This is a genomic window from Stenotrophomonas sp. GSD10 (assembly GCF_056172695.1).
In genome coordinates this window covers 3,847,943-3,862,665 of the sequence record NZ_JAOCMC010000002.1, presented here as the reverse complement: position 1 = coordinate 3,862,665, position 14,723 = coordinate 3,847,943, and the positions used below count along the sequence as shown (strand labels likewise).

Below are 14,723 nucleotides of genomic sequence, written 5' to 3'. Positions count from 1 at the left end.
GGCGGGAGGCGACATGCGCTGCCCGCGATTGCAAGGCAGGGCGGGTCCACGCCGCGCGAGGATGCGCCCTCACACCCCTTCGCCCATCCGCTCCAGGCCATCGCCGGCCAGGCGCAGGATCAGCTTTTCCAGCAGCTGCTCCTCCTCCTCGCTCAGCACCGACATCAGCTTGCGGGTGATCTCGATCACCATCGGTGCGATGGTCTCGTACACCTCGAAGCCGGCCGCCGACAGCGCCAGCACCGAGCGGCGGCGGTCGTCGCCGTGGGTCTCGCGCTTGATGAAGCCGCGCTCCAGCAGGCGGGCCACGGCGCGGCTGACCGCCACCTTGTCCATCGCCGTGCGGTCGGAGACCTCGCTGGCCGAGGAACCCGGGTACAGCGCCAGGATGGTGATGACCCGCCATTCGGGAATCGCCAGACCGTAACGATCGCCGTACAGCTTGGCGATATTGCCGCTGACCCGGTTGGACAGCACGCTCAGCCGGTACGGCAGGAACTGTTCCAGGTCGAGCAGGACGTGCGAGGCACGCAGGCGGGTCGAGACGGGATCGGCGGGGCTCATGTTGCGGTGCACCTTGCTGGTGGTTTCAAGTGTAACTATAAGGGGAAGGTCCAGACCCTGCATTCTCGCCGGGTCCCAACCTGCCCGCACCTGGTTTGTACCGATGCGGTACCGATTCGGAGCCACGCCATGAATACCGCAGTCCCGACCGCCTCGCACCCCAACCCCGGCATGCAGGTCACCACCTTCGAGAACCCGATGGGCATCGACGGCTTCGAGTTCGTCGAATTCGCCGCCCCGGCCGGCCGTGGCCAGGAGCTGCACGCGTACTTCCGGAAGATGGGCTTCAGCGCGGTGCTCAAGCACAAGCAGCGTCCGATTACCGTCTATCGCCAGGGCGACGTCAACTTCCTGGTCAACGAAGACCCCGATTCGTTCGCCTCGGACTTCGCTGAAAAGCACGGTCCGTGCGCCTGCGGCTTCGCCATCCGCTTCAAGAAGCCGGGCCAGGAGGTCTACCAGACCGCGCTGGGCAACGGCGCCGAAGCCATCGCCTTCAAGCCGGACAGCAAGGCAGTCAACGCCCCGGTCATCAAGGGCATCGGCGACTGCATGCTGTACCTGGTCGACCGCTACGGCGCGTCGGGCAGCATCTTCGACGGTGACTACGAGCCGATCGCCGGCGCTGACCTGCATCCGTTCGGCTTCGGCCTGACCTTCATCGACCACCTGACCCACAACCTGTACTTCGGCAACATGCAGCAGTGGTCGGACTACTACGAGCGACTGTTCAATTTCCGCGAGATCCGCTACTTCGACATCAAGGGCCTCAAGACCGGCCTGGTGTCCAAGGCGATGACCGCCCCGGATGGCATCGTGCGTATCCCGCTGAACGAATCGTCCGACCCGAAGAGCCAGATCAACGAGTACCTGGACGCGTACAAGGGCGAGGGCATCCAGCACATCGCCTGCTTCACCGAGAACATCTACGAGACCGTTGAAGCGATGCGCGCGCAGGGTGTGGACTTCCTCGACACGCCGGAGACCTACTTCGACGTGATTGACCAGCGCGTGCCGAACCACGGTGAAGACGTGGCACGCCTGGCGAAGAACAAGATCCTGATCGATGCCGATCCGGAAACCCACCAGCGCAAGCTGCTGCAGATCTTCACCCAGAACTGCATCGGCCCGATCTTCTTCGAGATCATCCAGCGCAAGGGCAACGAAGGCTTCGGCGAAGGCAACTTCACCGCGCTGTTCGAGAGCATCGAGCGCGACCAGATCCGCCGCGGCGTGCTGTAAGGTCTGCACGGGCAATGTCGGCCTCCCGCCGGCATTGCCTGATTGAATGGTAGTGCCGGCCGCTGGCCGGCAATCTCAGGAGCCCCCATGTCCACCGCCATCACCGCCCGCGGCTACCAGTCCGGTTTCGGCAACGAATTCGCCACCGAGGCCGTCGCCGGCGCGCTGCCGGTTGGGCAGAACTCGCCGCAGAAGGTAGCCCACGGCCTGTACGCCGAACAGTTGACCGGTACCGCGTTCACTGCGCCGCGCGGCAGCAACCGCCGCAGCTGGCTGTACCGGATCCGCCCGGGGTGACCCACGGCGAATTCACCCCGTTCGCGCAGTCGCAGCTGCAGTGCGATTTCGGCGCGCAGCCGGCGTCGCCGAACCAGCTGCGCTGGAGCCCGCTGCCGCTGCCGGAACTGCCGACCGATTTCGTCGAAGGCCTGTACACGATGGGCGGCAACGGCTCGCCCGATGCGCACGCGGGTGTTGGCATCCATCTGTATGCCGCCAACCGCGACATGGTCGGCCGCTACTTCTACAACGCCGATGGCGAACTGCTGATCGTGCCGCAGCTGGGCGCGCTGCGCCTGCTGACCGAGCTGGGCGTGATCGAGATCGAACCGCAGCAGATCGCGGTGATTCCGCGCGGCGTGCGCTTCCGCGTCGAACTGCCCGATGGCCCGAGCCGCGGCTACATCTGCGAGAACTACGGTGCGCTGCTGAAGCTGCCCGACCTGGGCCCGATCGGCTCCAACGGCCTGGCCAATCCGCGCGACTTCGAGACCCCGCACGCCGCATTCGAGGATGTGGACGGTGATTTTGAGCTGATCGCCAAGTTCGAAGGCCGCCTGTGGCGCGCGCCGATCGACCATTCGCCGCTGGACGTGGTGGCCTGGCACGGCAACTACGCGCCGTACCGCTACGACCTGCGCCGCTTCAACACCATCGGTTCGATCAGCTACGACCACCCCGACCCGTCGATCTTCCTGGTACTGCATTCGCCCAGCGATACGCCGGGGACCAGCAACATGGACTTCGCGATCTTCCCGCCGCGCTGGCTGGTGGCGCAGAACACGTTCCGTCCGCCGTGGTTCCACCGCAACATCGCCAGCGAATTCATGGGCCTGGTGCACGGTGCCTACGATGCCAAGGCCGAAGGCTTCGTGCCGGGTGGCGCATCGCTGCACAACTGCATGAGCGGTCACGGCCCGGACGCGCCGACCTTCGACAAGGCCTCCAATGCCGATCTGTCCAAGGCCGATGTGATCAAGGACACCATGGCCTTCATGTTCGAGACCCGCGCGGTGATCCGCCCGACCGCGCAGGCGCTGGCCGCCAGCCATCGCCAGGGCGACTACCAGCAGTGCTGGAACGGGCTGCGCAATAATTTCCGGCCGACCCGCTAGGTTGGTGGGTGCTGACCGTTGGTCGGCACGGATCCTGATCGCATCCACGCATGGCGTGGATGCTCTCCGCCGGAACCCATGCTTACGCCACCTCGGCAAAGGCGTCGCAATGCTCCAACGGCAGGGCTTCCAGCAGGCGCTGCCGCACGCGCTGGCAATAGCCGTCCGAGGTCAGCCCGGGCAGCATCCGCATCGCCGAATGCAGCCGCTGCACCACCTCGTCTTCCGCGCGTGCCTGCTGCAGGTCGCGGAACAGCGCCGCTGCCTGTGGATGCCGCTGCATTTCCAGGATGCCCAGCACATAGATGCGTGCGGCCACCAGCGAGCGGCGGCGTTCGACTGGCGTGGCGGCGGGCGTTGCCGGCACCTGCGCCGGCAATGCCCTGGCCGGCTCGGCAACGGCTGGGGGAGGGGGCCGCCGCTGCCGGGCCGGTGCTCAGGTACCCCGCCTGCACCAGCTGGATGACCATCGCGGGCGCTTCCTGCCCGAGCAGGCCGGTCAGTTCGGCGATGCTGCGCTGGCCATCGCACAGGATCAGCAGCCGCCGCTGGCGCATGTCCAGCGGCGCGCGGTGGGCCTGCAGCGCGGTTCGGGCGAGATCGGTCTTGCGCGGTTGCATGGAAGGGACAGCCAAGTCGGTGCACGCCGAGCCTGAACGAAGGCGATGAAACGGCGATGACAATGCAGCGCCTGCACGCGCGCTGCGCTAGCGTGCAGCCAACCACGTGCCAGGGAACCGCACCGATGAAGCATCTTCCACTTGCTGGTCTTCTGCTCCTTTCGCTCGCCGCCTGCGGCCGTGCGCCTGAAACACCCGCTGAGGCCCCGGCCAAAGGCACGGCGCCGCCCACTGCAGCGGCCGATGCCGATCTGGCGACCCGATCGCCGGCCGATCCCCGTACCGACAGCCCCGCGCGGCTGGATGGCTACGCCGGTGCAACGCTCGGCGCCGGCATCGCCGAGGTCCGCAGTGGCTTCGGCACACCGCTGCAAGGGCTGGGTACCGACGCTGCCGGCAAGCCATTGCCGACCGACGACAGCAATGACGGCTGCTACTTCCTGCGCCCGCAGGGCGCCGAGGATCCGCGCCTGATGATCGAGGCCCGCAGGCTGGTGCGCTATGACGTGCGCAGTGCGGCGATCACCGCGCCGGGCGGTGGCAAGGTCGGGATGACGTTGGGCGAACTGCAGGTGCTGTATCCCGAGCGCGCCGACGTTGGCCCCGACAAGTACGACGAGAAGGCCCAGCACCTGCGCGTGCGTCCGGCGCAGGAGGGCGCGGCGGTGATCGACTTCGCGCTCGGTGCCGACGGCCGGGTCGGCGCCTGGCGGGTCGGCCGCACGCCGCAGGTCGATTATGCCGAAGGCTGTGGCTGATCCTTGATCCACGGCCCAGCCACGCGGCTGGGCCCAGCGTAGAATCGCGCCACGACCGCTGGGGAGTGCTCGATGATCGCCATTGCCATTGCCTGGTTCCTGCTTGGCCTGCTGCTGCTGGCACTGGGCGGGGACTCCATCATCAAGGCGGTGTCCGGCCTGGCCCAACGCTTCGGGGCCACGCCCTTCACCGCAGGCCTGCTGCTGCTCGGGGTGACCACCTCGCTGCCCGAGCTGGCGGTCAACGCGCGCGCATTGGCGGTCGGGCAGCCCGAGCTGGCACTGGGCAATGCGGTGGGCAGCAGCGTGGTCAACCTGGGCCTGACCCTGGCCGTGGCGGCCATGGTGGCGCCGTTGCTGCTGCGCGCACGCCTGCAGACGGTGTTGTGGGGGCGCTGCTGGCGGCCGGCGTGCTGTTGATCCTGTTCGGCCTGGATGGCCGGCTGGTGCGTTGGGAAGGCGCGGTGCTGGTGGCTGGCTTCATCGTCATGCAGGTGCTGCTGCTGCGCCGTGGTCGCAGCGAAAGCGCCGAGGTGCAGGCGGCCATTGCCGAATCCGCGCTGAGCCGCACCAGCCTGCCATTGAACGTATTGCGGGTGTTGATCTCGGTACTGGCGCTGTACTGGGGCGCCCGACTGGTGGTCGGTGCCGCTGCGGACTTCGGCGCCGCGCTGGGTTGGACGCCGCTGCTGGTGGGCCTGTTGCCGGTGGCGATCGGCACGGCGCTGCCGGAGGTGGCCACGGCCATCGCGGCCGCACGCCGCGGGCATGGCGACATGGTGCTGGGGCATGTGCTGGGATCCAGCGCGGTGAACCTGCTGCTGGTGGTCGGCGCGATGGCGATGCTGCAACCGCTGGCGCTGCCGGCTTCGTTCGTGCGGCTGGAACTGCCGGCACTGCTGGCGTTCGCGCTGGTGCTGTACCCGATGCTGCGCGGCGACCTGAAGATCAGCCGCGGTGAAGGCGCGATTCTGCTGGTCGCGTTCGTCGGCTGGTTCGTGCTGGAGCTGCTGCTGGTGGGCGCCCCGGCGTTGTAACGGTGATCCACGCCACGCGTGGATGCGGTGGATTCCGTGCCGACCAACGGTCGGCACCCACCCGCACAGGGTTACCGGCCCTGCGCGTGCTCTTCTTCCTCGCGCACCGGTTCCGGCGGCGGCAGCTGCTCTTCGGCGGCCGGCTCGTTGCCGGGCAGGCTGGGGCGGGTTTCCATCAGCAGCGACAGCGCGGCCTTGGCCATCATGTGCGCGCTGATCGGTGCGGTGATGAACAGGAACACGGTGATCAGCAGCTCACGCGGCTGGGGGTCCTGGCCCAGGAAGATGTGGTAGCAGACCGAGCACACCAGCACGCAGCCCACGCCCAGCGTGCTGGCCTTGGTCGGTGCGTGCAGGCGCTTGAAGAAGGTGGACAGCTTCACCAGCCCCAGTGCGCCGACCAGGATGAAGAAGCAGCCGAACAGCAGCAGGATCGACAGGCCGATCTGGATCGCGGTGATCATTCGACGATGTCCCGGCGCAGCACGAACTTGCTCAGCACCACGGTGCTGCCGAAGCCGAGCATGGCGATGATCAGCGCCGCCTCGAAGTAGATCGGCGAGTTGAGGTACATGCCGAACAGCATCAGCTCGGCGATCGCGGTCACCGACAGGGTGTCCAGCGCGAGGATGCGGTCGGGCACGGTCGGCCCGCGCAGCAGGCGCCAGGTGGCCAGCAGCATGGCCAGGCCGACCACGTGCATGCATACCACCAGGGTGGTCTGGATGACTTCAAAACCGGTCATGGGAAGATCTCCATCAACGGCGCCTCGTAACGGCGCTTGATCGTATCGATCAGGTCCTGCGGGTCCTCCAGGTGCAGCACGTGCACCAGCAGGAATCGGCGGTCGTCGCTGAGCGCGGCCGAGACCGTGCCCGGGGTGAGGGTGATCATGCTGGTCAGCGCAGCGATGCCGTGGATGTTGGCGATGTCCAGCGGCAGCCAGATGAAGCCCGGATGGATGTTCTTCTCCGGGCCCAACACCTGGATGGCCACGCGGATGTTGGACATCAGGATGTCCCACAGGGTCACGCACAGCAGCTTGGGCAGCGGCCGCAACGTACCGATGCGGGCGAACTCGCGGTCCAGGCGCGCGGCGAACAGCGGCACCACCACGCCCAGCAGCAGGCCCAGCACGATCTGGCCAAGGGTGAAGCTGTCGGACATCAGCAGCCAGAACGCCACCACCATGATGCTGAGCATCGGCGAGGGAATCAGGCGACGGAACAGGGAGCGCTGGGCGGTCATGGCTGGCGGATCTCCGGCGTGGTCGCACGTAGCTGCTGCACATACTCGCTGGGCTGCAGCAGCTGTGCAGCGGTGGCGTCGGTGTAGCGCATCAGCGGGGCGGCGGCCAGGGTCATGCCGATGCCGTAGCCCAGCAGGATGCAGGCGGCGTACAACTCGACCCGGCGCAGGCGTGCCTTGCGCGGCTTCGGTGCCTCCGGATCGACCGGCGGCACGCGCCAGAACAGGCGGATGCCGCCGCGGGTCAGGCCCATGATCACCAGCAGGCTGCTGACCAGCACCGCGGTCCAGACCGGGCCGGTGTACTGCGCCGGCATGCCGGCCAGCAGCGCGGCCTTGGCCAGGAAGCCGGAGAGTGGCGGCAGGCCCGCTACCGACACCGCGCCGATCAGGAACAGCACCGCCGGCGTTTCCTTGCCCGGCATCGGTGCCACCACCTCCTTGCGATCGCTGGCGCCACCACGGCGGCGGCGGATCAGATCGGCGATCAGGAACAGCGCAGCGGCCACGAAGCTGCTGTGCGGCAGGTAGTACAGGCCGGCCGAGAGCACCTGCGGTGTCCCGACCGAGAAGGCGATGAACAGGGTGGCCGCCGACACGATCACCAGGTAGGAGATCAGTACGCGCAGGCGGGTCGCGGCCAGTGCACCCAGACCGCCGAGCACCAGCGTGGCCACGCCGGCCCACAGCAGCCAGTCGCGGCCATAGCCGGCCATCGCGCCCGCATCATCGCCGAACCACAGCATCTGGATGCGCAGCACCGAGTACAGGCCGACCTTGGTCATGATCGCGAACAGTGCAGCCACCGCCGCAGGTGCGCGCGAATACGCTTCCGGCAACCACAGGTACAGCGGCATCAATGCGGCCTTGGCGCAGAACACCAGCAGCAACAGGCCCATCGTCGCCTTCACCAGGGTCAGCTGCGCCGGTGGCACCTGCGCGATGCGCTGCGACAGCTCGGCCATGTTCAACGACCCCAGCGAGGCGTACAGCAGGCCCAGCGCGATCAGGAACAGGGTCGAGGCGGTGACGTTGAACACCACGTAGTGCAGGCCGATGCGCATGCGCAGGCCGCGGCCACCGCTGAGCAGCAGGCCGTAGGAGGCGATCAGCATCACCTCGAAGAACACGAACAGGTTGAAGATGTCGCCGGTGAGGAACGCGCCGTTCAGGCCGACCAGCTGGAACTGGAACAGCGCATGGAAGTGCGGGGCGCGCCGGTCCCAGCCCGAGCAGGCGTGCAGCAGGCAGGGAATGGCCAGCAGCAGCGTGGTCAGCAGCATCCACGCCGACAGCCGGTCGGCCACCAGCGCGATGCCCAGCCGTGAGGGCCAGTCGCCGAGCAGGTAGACGTCGATCTCGCCGCTGGCCGTGCTGGCGAACAGCAGGGCCACGGCCAAGGCCAGCGCCGACAGCGAGGTCCAGGCCACCGCGCGCTGCACCTTCGGGCCGTAGCGGCGGTGTTCGACAAACAGCGAAAGTGCGGCGCCGAGCAGGGGAATCAGGATCGGCAGGATCACCAGATGGTTCATGCGCGGTCCCCGCCCTGGCGCGGCGGTGCGCTCTCATCCTGCAGGTCATCATCCGGCTCGTGCGCGTCCACGTGATCGCTGTGGTTGTCGCCACGGCTGCGCATGGCCAGCACGATGCTCACTGCGGTCATCGCAAAGGCGATCACGATCGCGGTCAGCACCAGCGCCTGCGGCAATGGGTCGGTGTAGTTGCCCAGGTGGCTGTCCACGCCTTCCTGCAGCACCGGCGCCTTGCCCAGCACCACGCGGCCACCGGCGAAGATCAGCAGGTTGGTGGCGTAGGACAGGAAGGTCATGCCGAGGATCACATCGAAGCTGCGCGCACGCAGCAGCAGATAGATGCCGATGGCGGTCAGCACGCCGATCGCGGTAGCCAGGGCCAGTTCCATCAGTGCATCTCCCCGGTGCGGGCCGAACGGCGTTGCAGGTCGATCTCACCCTTGCGGGCGGTGCGGGTACGCGAGGGCTTGATCGTGCCCATCATCGACAGCATCAGCATCGCGCCGCCGAACACCACCAGATAGACGCCGATGTCGAAACCGATCGCGCTGGCCAGCGGCACCTCGCCGATCAGCGGCAGGTGCAGGTCGAGGTGGCCGCTGGTCAGGAACGGCACGCCGAACAGCATCGAGGCGCAGCCGCTGAGCAGGGCGATCAGCAGGCCCATGCCGATGCAGCGGATGTAGTCGAAGCCGAAGCGCGATTCCACCGACGCGGTGCCCTGGATCACGTACTGGATCAGCAGCGGTACCGCCAGCACCAGGCCGGCGATGAAGCCGCCACCCGGTGCGTTGTGGCCGCGCAGGAACAGGAAGATCGACACGGTCAGGGTCAGCGGGAACATGATCTGCGCAAGGTCGGCCGGCACCGGCAGCTTGATCGGCGGGCCGGGCATGATCTGCTCCGGGGCCATCCGCGTACGCCGCAGCAGCGCGTGCACCACCAGTGCGGCGATGCCGAACACGGTGATCTCGCCGAAGGTATCGAAGCCGCGGAAGTCGACCAGGATCACGTTGACCACGTTCTGGCCATAAGCCTCGGGCAAGGCGCGGGCCAGCAGCTCGCCGGCCATGGTGTTCGGCGGCAGCGTCATCGCCGAATAGGCCAGCGCGCCGAGGCCGGCACCGGCAATGATCGCGATCACCGCGTCACGGCGCTTGCGCCAGCGCGGCCGCTCCGGGCCGGACTGCGCCGGCAGGTAGTTCATGCCCAGCAGCATCAGCACCAGGGTCACCATCTCCACCAGCAGCTGGGTCAGGGCCAGGTCGGGCGCGGACAGGAACACGAAGGTCAGCGCCACCATCAGGCCGACGCCGCCGACCAGCAGCACCGCCAGCAGGCGCTGCTTGTAGACGCGCAGGGTGGCCACCGCACAGGCCATCATCACCAGCCACAACGCCCAGCCCAGCAGCGGCATCGGCTGCGGCGCGGTCCAGTTCGGCGAGGCCGGATTGGCCACGAACGGCGCGGCGGCCACGGTGATGGCCACCAGCACCAGGCCCAGCAGCATGCGCTGCAGGCTGCCATTGGCGATGCCGTTGGTCAGGCGCATGGCCAGCGCGGAAATCGCATCCAGCTGTGCATGGAACACGTTGCGGCCGGTGGTGCGGGTTTCCACCGCGTGCAGGTTGATCAGCCTGCGCAGGCCGAAGTACAGCGCCACGCCGCCGACCACGCCGATCGCGCTCATCGCCAGCGGCAGGTTGAAGCCGTGCCACACCGCCAGGCTGTACTCGGGCATGGCATTGCCGAGGATCGACGCCGCAGCGGCATGCAGCACCGGCGCCACGGTCAGCGCCGGCGCCACGCCCACCGCGATGCAGATCACCACCAGCAGCTCCACCGGCACCTTCATCCAGCGCGGCGGCTCGTGCGGCACGCGGTCCAGATCATGCGGGCCGGGGCCGAAGAAAGTGTCGTGCACGAAGCGCAGGCTGTAGGCCACGCCGAACACGCCGGCCAGCAGCGCGGCGATCGACACCGCCGTGCGCATCGCGCCCGGGCCGCCACCGGCGGTCAGTGCCTCGGCGAACAGCATTTCCTTGGACAGGAAGCCGTTGAGCAACGGGATGCCGGCCATCGCCAGCGAGGCGATGATCGCCAGTGCACTGGTGAACGGCATCAGCTTCCTCAGCCCGCCCAGCTTGCGCATGTCGCGGGTGCCGGTCTCGTGGTCGATGATGCCGGCGGCCATGAACAGCGAGGCCTTGAAGGTGGCGTGGTTGAGGATGTGGAACACGCCGGCCACCACCGCCATCGGCGTGGACAGGCCGAACAGCAGGGTGATCAGGCCCAGGTGCGAGATCGTCGAATAGGCCAGCAGGCCTTTCAGGTCGTGCTGGAAGATCGCGTTCCAGGCGCCGATCAGCAGGGTCAGCGCGCCGATGCCGCTGACCGTGTAGAAGAACAGGTCGCTGCCGGCCAGCGCCGGATGCAGCCGCGCCAGCAGGAACACGCCGGCCTTCACCATGGTGGCCGAATGCAGGTAGGCCGAGACCGGGGTGGGCGCTGCCATCGCATGCGGCAGCCAGAAGTGGAACGGGAACTGCGCGCTCTTGGTGAAGATGCCGGCCAGCACCAGGAACAGGGCGTAGGGGTACAGCGCGCTGGCGCGGATCTGCTCGCCGGCGGCCAGCACCACGTCCAGGTCGAAGCTGCCGACGATGCGGCCGATCAGCAACACGCCACCGAGCAGGGCCAGGCCGCCGCCACCGGTGATCACCAGCGCCATGCGCGCGCCTTCGCGGGCGTCCTGGCGGTGCGACCAGAAGCCGATCAGCAGGAACGAGCTGATGCTGGTCATTTCCCAGAAGATCATCAGCAACAGCAGGTTGCCCGACAGCACCATGCCGAGCATGGCGCCCATGAACAGCAGCAGGTAGCAGTAGAAGCGGTGCGCGTTGTCCTGCTGGCTCAGGTAGTAGCGCGCATACAGCACCACCAGCGCGCCGATGCCCAGCACCAGCCCGGCGAACATCCAGGCCAGCCCGTCCAGGCGCAGGGTGAAGTCCAGCCCGATCTGCGGCAGCCACGGCACCAGGGTGCGGACCACTTGGCCATCGAGTACAGCGGGCGTCAGCCAGCCGAGGATGGCCAGTCCACCCAACGGCGCCAGCGCCGCCAGCCAGGCAGCAGTCGAGCGCGAACTACGGGGAAGGCCGCAACGGCCGCTGCCATCAGGAACGGCAGGGCCAGCAGCAGGGGCAGGCTGGGGAGCATGCAGGGAATCCATGATTCACGAGCAGGTCAGGGAGGATAACAGGCTGCGAAATGTCGCCGAAACCCATCGAACAGCGATCAATTGCATGTAACGTCCGCTGATTCATTTTTTCTGCGGCGCAACATCACGTTCCTGCGGTCCCTCGCTGGCTGCCCTCGGGGATCACCCTACGCCCACGCAGGGAGACCGCAGGCCCTGTCGCACAGGGGCTGCCGTCGACGGGCGGGAAGTGGGGAGCGGGTCACCGGCGCAGGCTGGCAGGGCCGCCGTGGAGTGAGGGTGACGGAATCTGCCCGTTCAGGAAACGAAGGCCGCGGCCGGGCGGGCAGGTCAGTAGCGCCAATCGAGCTTGCGGTAGAACTTGGCCATCACCCAGGCCGGGCCGATCAGCAGGTAGGTCAGGTCGGTCAGGAAGCTGGGCTTGCGGCCCTCGAACTTGTGGCCGACGAACTGCGCCACCCAGGCCACCACGAACACGCCCACCGCCAGCCAGAACAGGTTGTGCAGGCCGATCTCGGCCTCCAGCAGGCGGCACAGGCAGCCGAACACGAAGAACTGGATGAGCATGCCGATGCCCAGCGGGCGCGACAGCTTGTTGTAGAAGCACCAGGCGCTGAACATCGCGAACGCCGACCAGATGCCGTACTGGAACCAGGTGATCAGCGGCGGCAGGCACCACAACAGGGCCACCACCGACCACAGGATCGCCGGCACCGCCACCACGTGGATGCGCTGGTTGATCACATTGCGGTGGTCATCGGAGTAGCTGGCGAAATAGCGGTCGATCGGCCGCGCAAGCTCGGTGGATGTCTGCATGCTGCGTCGCTTCCTCGAACAACGGTAGTGCCGGCCGCTGGCCGGCAATCCAGAGCATAGCCGAGTTCGCGCGGTTGCCGGCCAGCGGCCGGCACTACCCTTCGAAACGCCCCCGGCCTTTCCGGCCGGGGGCGCAGGGGCATCAATCGACGCTGATCCCGGCCAGGCGCTGCAGCGCCTCGGCGTACTTGGCGCGGGTGCGCTCGATGATCTCGGCCGGGATGCTCGGGCCCGGGGCGGTCTTGCCCCAGTCCAGCGTCTCCAGGTAATCGCGCACGAACTGCTTGTCGTAGCTCGGCGGGCTGGTGCCCACCTCGTACTCGTCGGCCGGCCAGTAACGCGAGGAATCCGGGGTCAGCATCTCGTCCATGATGTACAGGCGGCCATCGGCATCGGTACCGAACTCGAACTTGGTATCGGCCAGGATGATGCCGCGCTCGCGGGCGTAGTCGGCAGCGAACTTGTAGATGCGCAGGGTGGCGTCGCGCACGCGCTCGGCCAGGTCGGCACCGACCTGCTTCACCATCGCATCGAAATCGATGTTCTCGTCATGGTCGCCCACGGCGGCCTTGGTCGAGGGGTGAAGATCGGCTCGGGCAGCTGCTCGGCCTGGCGCAGGCCGTCGGGCAGGTCGATGCCGCTGACCTTGCCGGTGCGCTGGTAGTCCTTCCAGCCGCTGCCGATCAGGTAGCCGCGGGCGATCGCTTCCACCGGCACCGGCTTCAGCTTGCGGGTGACCACCGCGCGCTTGGCATACAGGGCCGGGTCCACGCCTTCGGGCAGCACGCTGGCCACGTCGATGCCGGTCAGGTGGTTGGGCATCAGGTGCGCGGTCTTGGCGAACCAGAAATTGGACACCTGGCAGAGCATCTCGCCCTTGCCCGGGATCGGGTCGGGCAGCACCACGTCGAACGCCGACAGGCGATCGGTGGCGACCATCAACAGGTAGTCGCCCGGCGGGGTCCCTGCGGGCAGCCGCTCGCGCGGGATATCGAACACATCACGCACCTTGCCGCGATGGCGCAAGGGCAGGCCGGGGAGATCGGATTGCAACAGCGTGGTTGGCACGGGCACTCCTGGGGCGTTGTCGATACGGCTGCCCAACGGACCCGGCGGGCCCGCTGACCAGCGGGCGGCCTAGTGTAAAGCCGTCCGGGCCCGCTGTGACGTAAAATGAGCGTCCATTTCGTCGGTCGCCCCCGGAGCGCCATGCGCTGGTACGGAAAACTGCTCGGATTCATCGCCGGCGCCCTGCTGTTCCGGCCCAATCCGCTGTTCGGCGCGGTGGTCGGCCTGCTGATCGGCCACGCCTTTGATTCGGACTGGTTCCGCCTGAACAAGGAGAACCCGTACCGGGAGCTGGGGCTGACCTCGGAGGCCACCGATGCCGAGGTCGAGCGCGCCTACCGCAAGCTGATCTCCCAGTACCACCCCGACAAGCTGGGCGGTGCCGCCCCGAGCTGCAGCAGCAGGCCGAGCAGAAGTCGCGGCGGATCAACGCCGCCTACGACCGCATCAAGACCCTGCGCAAGCGCTGACCCCTGAGCCCCGCCTGCGGGCGGGAGAACCTTTTCCCCGTTCCGAAGGCCCCGGCCATGTCCAACTGCCTCATCGCCCCGTCCATTCTCTCCGCCAACTTCGCCCGTCTCGGCGAGGAAGTCGACAACGTCCTCGCCGCTGGCGCCGACTGGGTCCACTTCGATGTGATGGACAACCACTACGTGCCGAACCTGACCATCGGCCCGATGGTCTGCCAGGCCCTGCGCAAGCACGGCGTGACCGCGCCGATCGACGTGCACCTGATGGTCGAGCCGGTGGACCGCATCATTCCCGATTTCGCCGAGGCCGGTGCCACCTACATCAGCTTCCACCCGGAGGCCAGCCGCCACGTGCACCGCACCATCCAGCTGATCCGTTCGCTGGGCTGCAAGCCGGGCATCGTGCTCAACCCGGCCACCCCGGTGGACATCCTCGACTGGGTGCTGGATGACCTGGACCTGGTGCTGCTGATGTCGGTCAACCCGGGCTTCGGCGGCCAGGCGTTCATCCCATCGGCGCTGGACAAGCTGCGCGTGGTGCGCAAGATGATCGATGCCAGCGGCAAGGACATCCGCCTGGAGATCGACGGTGGCGTGAAGGCCGACAACATCGGCGAGATCGCCGCCGCCGGCGCTGACACCTTCGTCGCCGGCTCGGCCATCTTCAACGCCAAGACCAGCTACCAGGACGTGATCGCGCAGATGCGCGCCAACGTCGCCGCCGCCCGCTGACAAAAAGGGGACGGAGGGGATT

10 protein-coding genes and 6 pseudogenes are annotated in these 14,723 nt (G+C 67.6%); 6 read left to right on the top strand and 10 right to left on the bottom strand.

All coding sequences use genetic code 11. From position 1 onward, the window contains the following. Window positions 1–69: 69 nt before the first annotated feature. Complete coding sequence (locus tag N4G47_RS18030; RefSeq protein WP_475289215.1) at window positions 70–564, bottom strand: MarR family winged helix-turn-helix transcriptional regulator; 495 nt, start codon at window positions 562–564, stop codon at window positions 70–72. Window positions 565–693: 129 nt separating this feature from the next. Between N4G47_RS18030 and hppD the strand changes: the two genes are divergently transcribed. After that, window positions 694–1,806: a 4-hydroxyphenylpyruvate dioxygenase gene (gene hppD, locus N4G47_RS18025; RefSeq protein ID WP_475289213.1), complete on the top strand. Its 1,113-nt coding sequence runs from the start codon at window positions 694–696 to the stop codon at window positions 1,804–1,806. Between the two features lie 87 nt (window positions 1,807–1,893). Further along, window positions 1,894–3,200, top strand: a pseudogene (gene hmgA, locus N4G47_RS18020) (homogentisate 1,2-dioxygenase). Between the two features lie 82 nt (window positions 3,201–3,282). On the opposite strand, the pseudogene N4G47_RS18015 reads toward hmgA, so the two are convergent. Then, window positions 3,283–3,820, bottom strand: a pseudogene (locus tag N4G47_RS18015) (hypothetical protein). 125 nt (window positions 3,821–3,945) lie between these two features. On the opposite strand from N4G47_RS18015, the gene N4G47_RS18010 reads away from it, so the two are divergent. Both N4G47_RS18010 and N4G47_RS18005 read left to right on the top strand, forming a co-directional pair. Next, window positions 3,946–4,578, top strand: a complete 633-nt coding sequence (locus N4G47_RS18010) for a hypothetical protein (protein WP_475289211.1) — start codon at window positions 3,946–3,948, stop codon at window positions 4,576–4,578. A 72-nt stretch (window positions 4,579–4,650) separates the two neighbouring features. Further along, window positions 4,651–5,615 (top strand): annotated as a pseudogene (locus N4G47_RS18005) (sodium:calcium antiporter). A 71-nt stretch (window positions 5,616–5,686) separates the two neighbouring features. On the opposite strand, the gene N4G47_RS18000 reads toward N4G47_RS18005, so the two are convergent. From N4G47_RS18000 to N4G47_RS17965, 8 genes and pseudogenes are all read right to left on the bottom strand, one after another. Beyond that, window positions 5,687–6,079, bottom strand: a complete 393-nt coding sequence (locus N4G47_RS18000; protein ID WP_475289210.1) for a Na+/H+ antiporter subunit G — start codon at window positions 6,077–6,079, stop codon at window positions 5,687–5,689. Further along, window positions 6,076–6,360 carry a K+/H+ antiporter subunit F gene (locus tag N4G47_RS17995; RefSeq protein WP_005411334.1) on the bottom strand — a complete coding sequence of 95 codons (285 nt, stop codon included), beginning with the start codon at window positions 6,358–6,360 and terminating at the stop codon, window positions 6,076–6,078. Before N4G47_RS17995 ends, N4G47_RS18000 begins: the two co-directional genes overlap by 4 nt. Beyond that, window positions 6,357–6,863 (bottom strand): Na+/H+ antiporter subunit E, encoded by a 507-nt coding sequence (locus N4G47_RS17990; protein ID WP_475289208.1) that lies wholly within the window; start codon window positions 6,861–6,863, stop codon window positions 6,357–6,359. The genes N4G47_RS17995 and N4G47_RS17990 overlap by 4 nt, the downstream gene beginning before the upstream one ends. After that, window positions 6,860–8,395 carry a monovalent cation/H+ antiporter subunit D gene (locus N4G47_RS17985; RefSeq protein WP_475289206.1) on the bottom strand — a complete coding sequence of 512 codons (1,536 nt, stop codon included), beginning with the start codon at window positions 8,393–8,395 and terminating at the stop codon, window positions 6,860–6,862. The genes N4G47_RS17990 and N4G47_RS17985 overlap by 4 nt, the downstream gene beginning before the upstream one ends. Continuing rightward, complete coding sequence (locus N4G47_RS17980) at window positions 8,392–8,784, bottom strand: Na+/H+ antiporter subunit C (protein ID WP_475289204.1); 393 nt, start codon at window positions 8,782–8,784, stop codon at window positions 8,392–8,394. The genes N4G47_RS17985 and N4G47_RS17980 overlap by 4 nt, the downstream gene beginning before the upstream one ends. Continuing rightward, a pseudogene (locus N4G47_RS17975) lies at window positions 8,784–11,614 on the bottom strand (monovalent cation/H+ antiporter subunit A). The gene N4G47_RS17980 and the pseudogene N4G47_RS17975 overlap by 1 nt, the downstream one beginning before the upstream one ends. Window positions 11,615–11,945: 331 nt before the next feature. Beyond that, window positions 11,946–12,431 (bottom strand): Mpo1 family 2-hydroxy fatty acid dioxygenase, encoded by a 486-nt coding sequence (locus N4G47_RS17970; protein WP_475289202.1) that lies wholly within the window; start codon window positions 12,429–12,431, stop codon window positions 11,946–11,948. 142 nt (window positions 12,432–12,573) lie between these two features. Next, window positions 12,574–13,499: pseudogene (locus N4G47_RS17965) on the bottom strand (phosphoribosylaminoimidazolesuccinocarboxamide synthase). Between the two features lie 141 nt (window positions 13,500–13,640). Here N4G47_RS17965 and N4G47_RS17960 point away from each other — a divergent pair. Both N4G47_RS17960 and rpe read left to right on the top strand, forming a co-directional pair. Then, window positions 13,641–13,969: pseudogene (locus tag N4G47_RS17960) on the top strand (J domain-containing protein). A 57-nt stretch (window positions 13,970–14,026) separates the two neighbouring features. Beyond that, the gene (gene rpe / locus N4G47_RS17955) at window positions 14,027–14,701 is read left to right on the top strand and encodes a ribulose-phosphate 3-epimerase (RefSeq protein ID WP_032127160.1); all 675 of its coding nucleotides are present in this window, start codon (window positions 14,027–14,029) and stop codon (window positions 14,699–14,701) included. The last annotated feature ends 22 nt before the right edge of the window (window positions 14,702–14,723 follow it).

What these genes read in the sequence shown, in the direction of transcription:
- N4G47_RS18030 (WP_475289215.1), bottom strand. Translation starts at nt 564, where the DNA reads ATGAGCCCCGCCGATCCCGTCTCGACCCGCCTGCGTGCCTCGCACGTC.
- hppD (WP_475289213.1), top strand. Translation starts at nt 694, where the DNA reads ATGAATACCGCAGTCCCGACCGCCTCGCACCCCAACCCCGGCATGCAG.
- N4G47_RS18010 (WP_475289211.1), top strand. Translation starts at nt 3,946, where the DNA reads ATGAAGCATCTTCCACTTGCTGGTCTTCTGCTCCTTTCGCTCGCCGCC.
- N4G47_RS18000 (WP_475289210.1), bottom strand. Translation starts at nt 6,079, where the DNA reads ATGATCACCGCGATCCAGATCGGCCTGTCGATCCTGCTGCTGTTCGGC.
- N4G47_RS17995 (WP_005411334.1), bottom strand. Translation starts at nt 6,360, where the DNA reads ATGACCGGTTTTGAAGTCATCCAGACCACCCTGGTGGTATGCATGCAC.
- N4G47_RS17990 (WP_475289208.1), bottom strand. Translation starts at nt 6,863, where the DNA reads ATGACCGCCCAGCGCTCCCTGTTCCGTCGCCTGATTCCCTCGCCGATG.
- N4G47_RS17985 (WP_475289206.1), bottom strand. Translation starts at nt 8,395, where the DNA reads ATGAACCATCTGGTGATCCTGCCGATCCTGATTCCCCTGCTCGGCGCC.
- N4G47_RS17980 (WP_475289204.1), bottom strand. Translation starts at nt 8,784, where the DNA reads ATGGAACTGGCCCTGGCTACCGCGATCGGCGTGCTGACCGCCATCGGC.
- N4G47_RS17970 (WP_475289202.1), bottom strand. Translation starts at nt 12,431, where the DNA reads ATGCAGACATCCACCGAGCTTGCGCGGCCGATCGACCGCTATTTCGCC.
- rpe (WP_032127160.1), top strand. Translation starts at nt 14,027, where the DNA reads ATGTCCAACTGCCTCATCGCCCCGTCCATTCTCTCCGCCAACTTCGCC.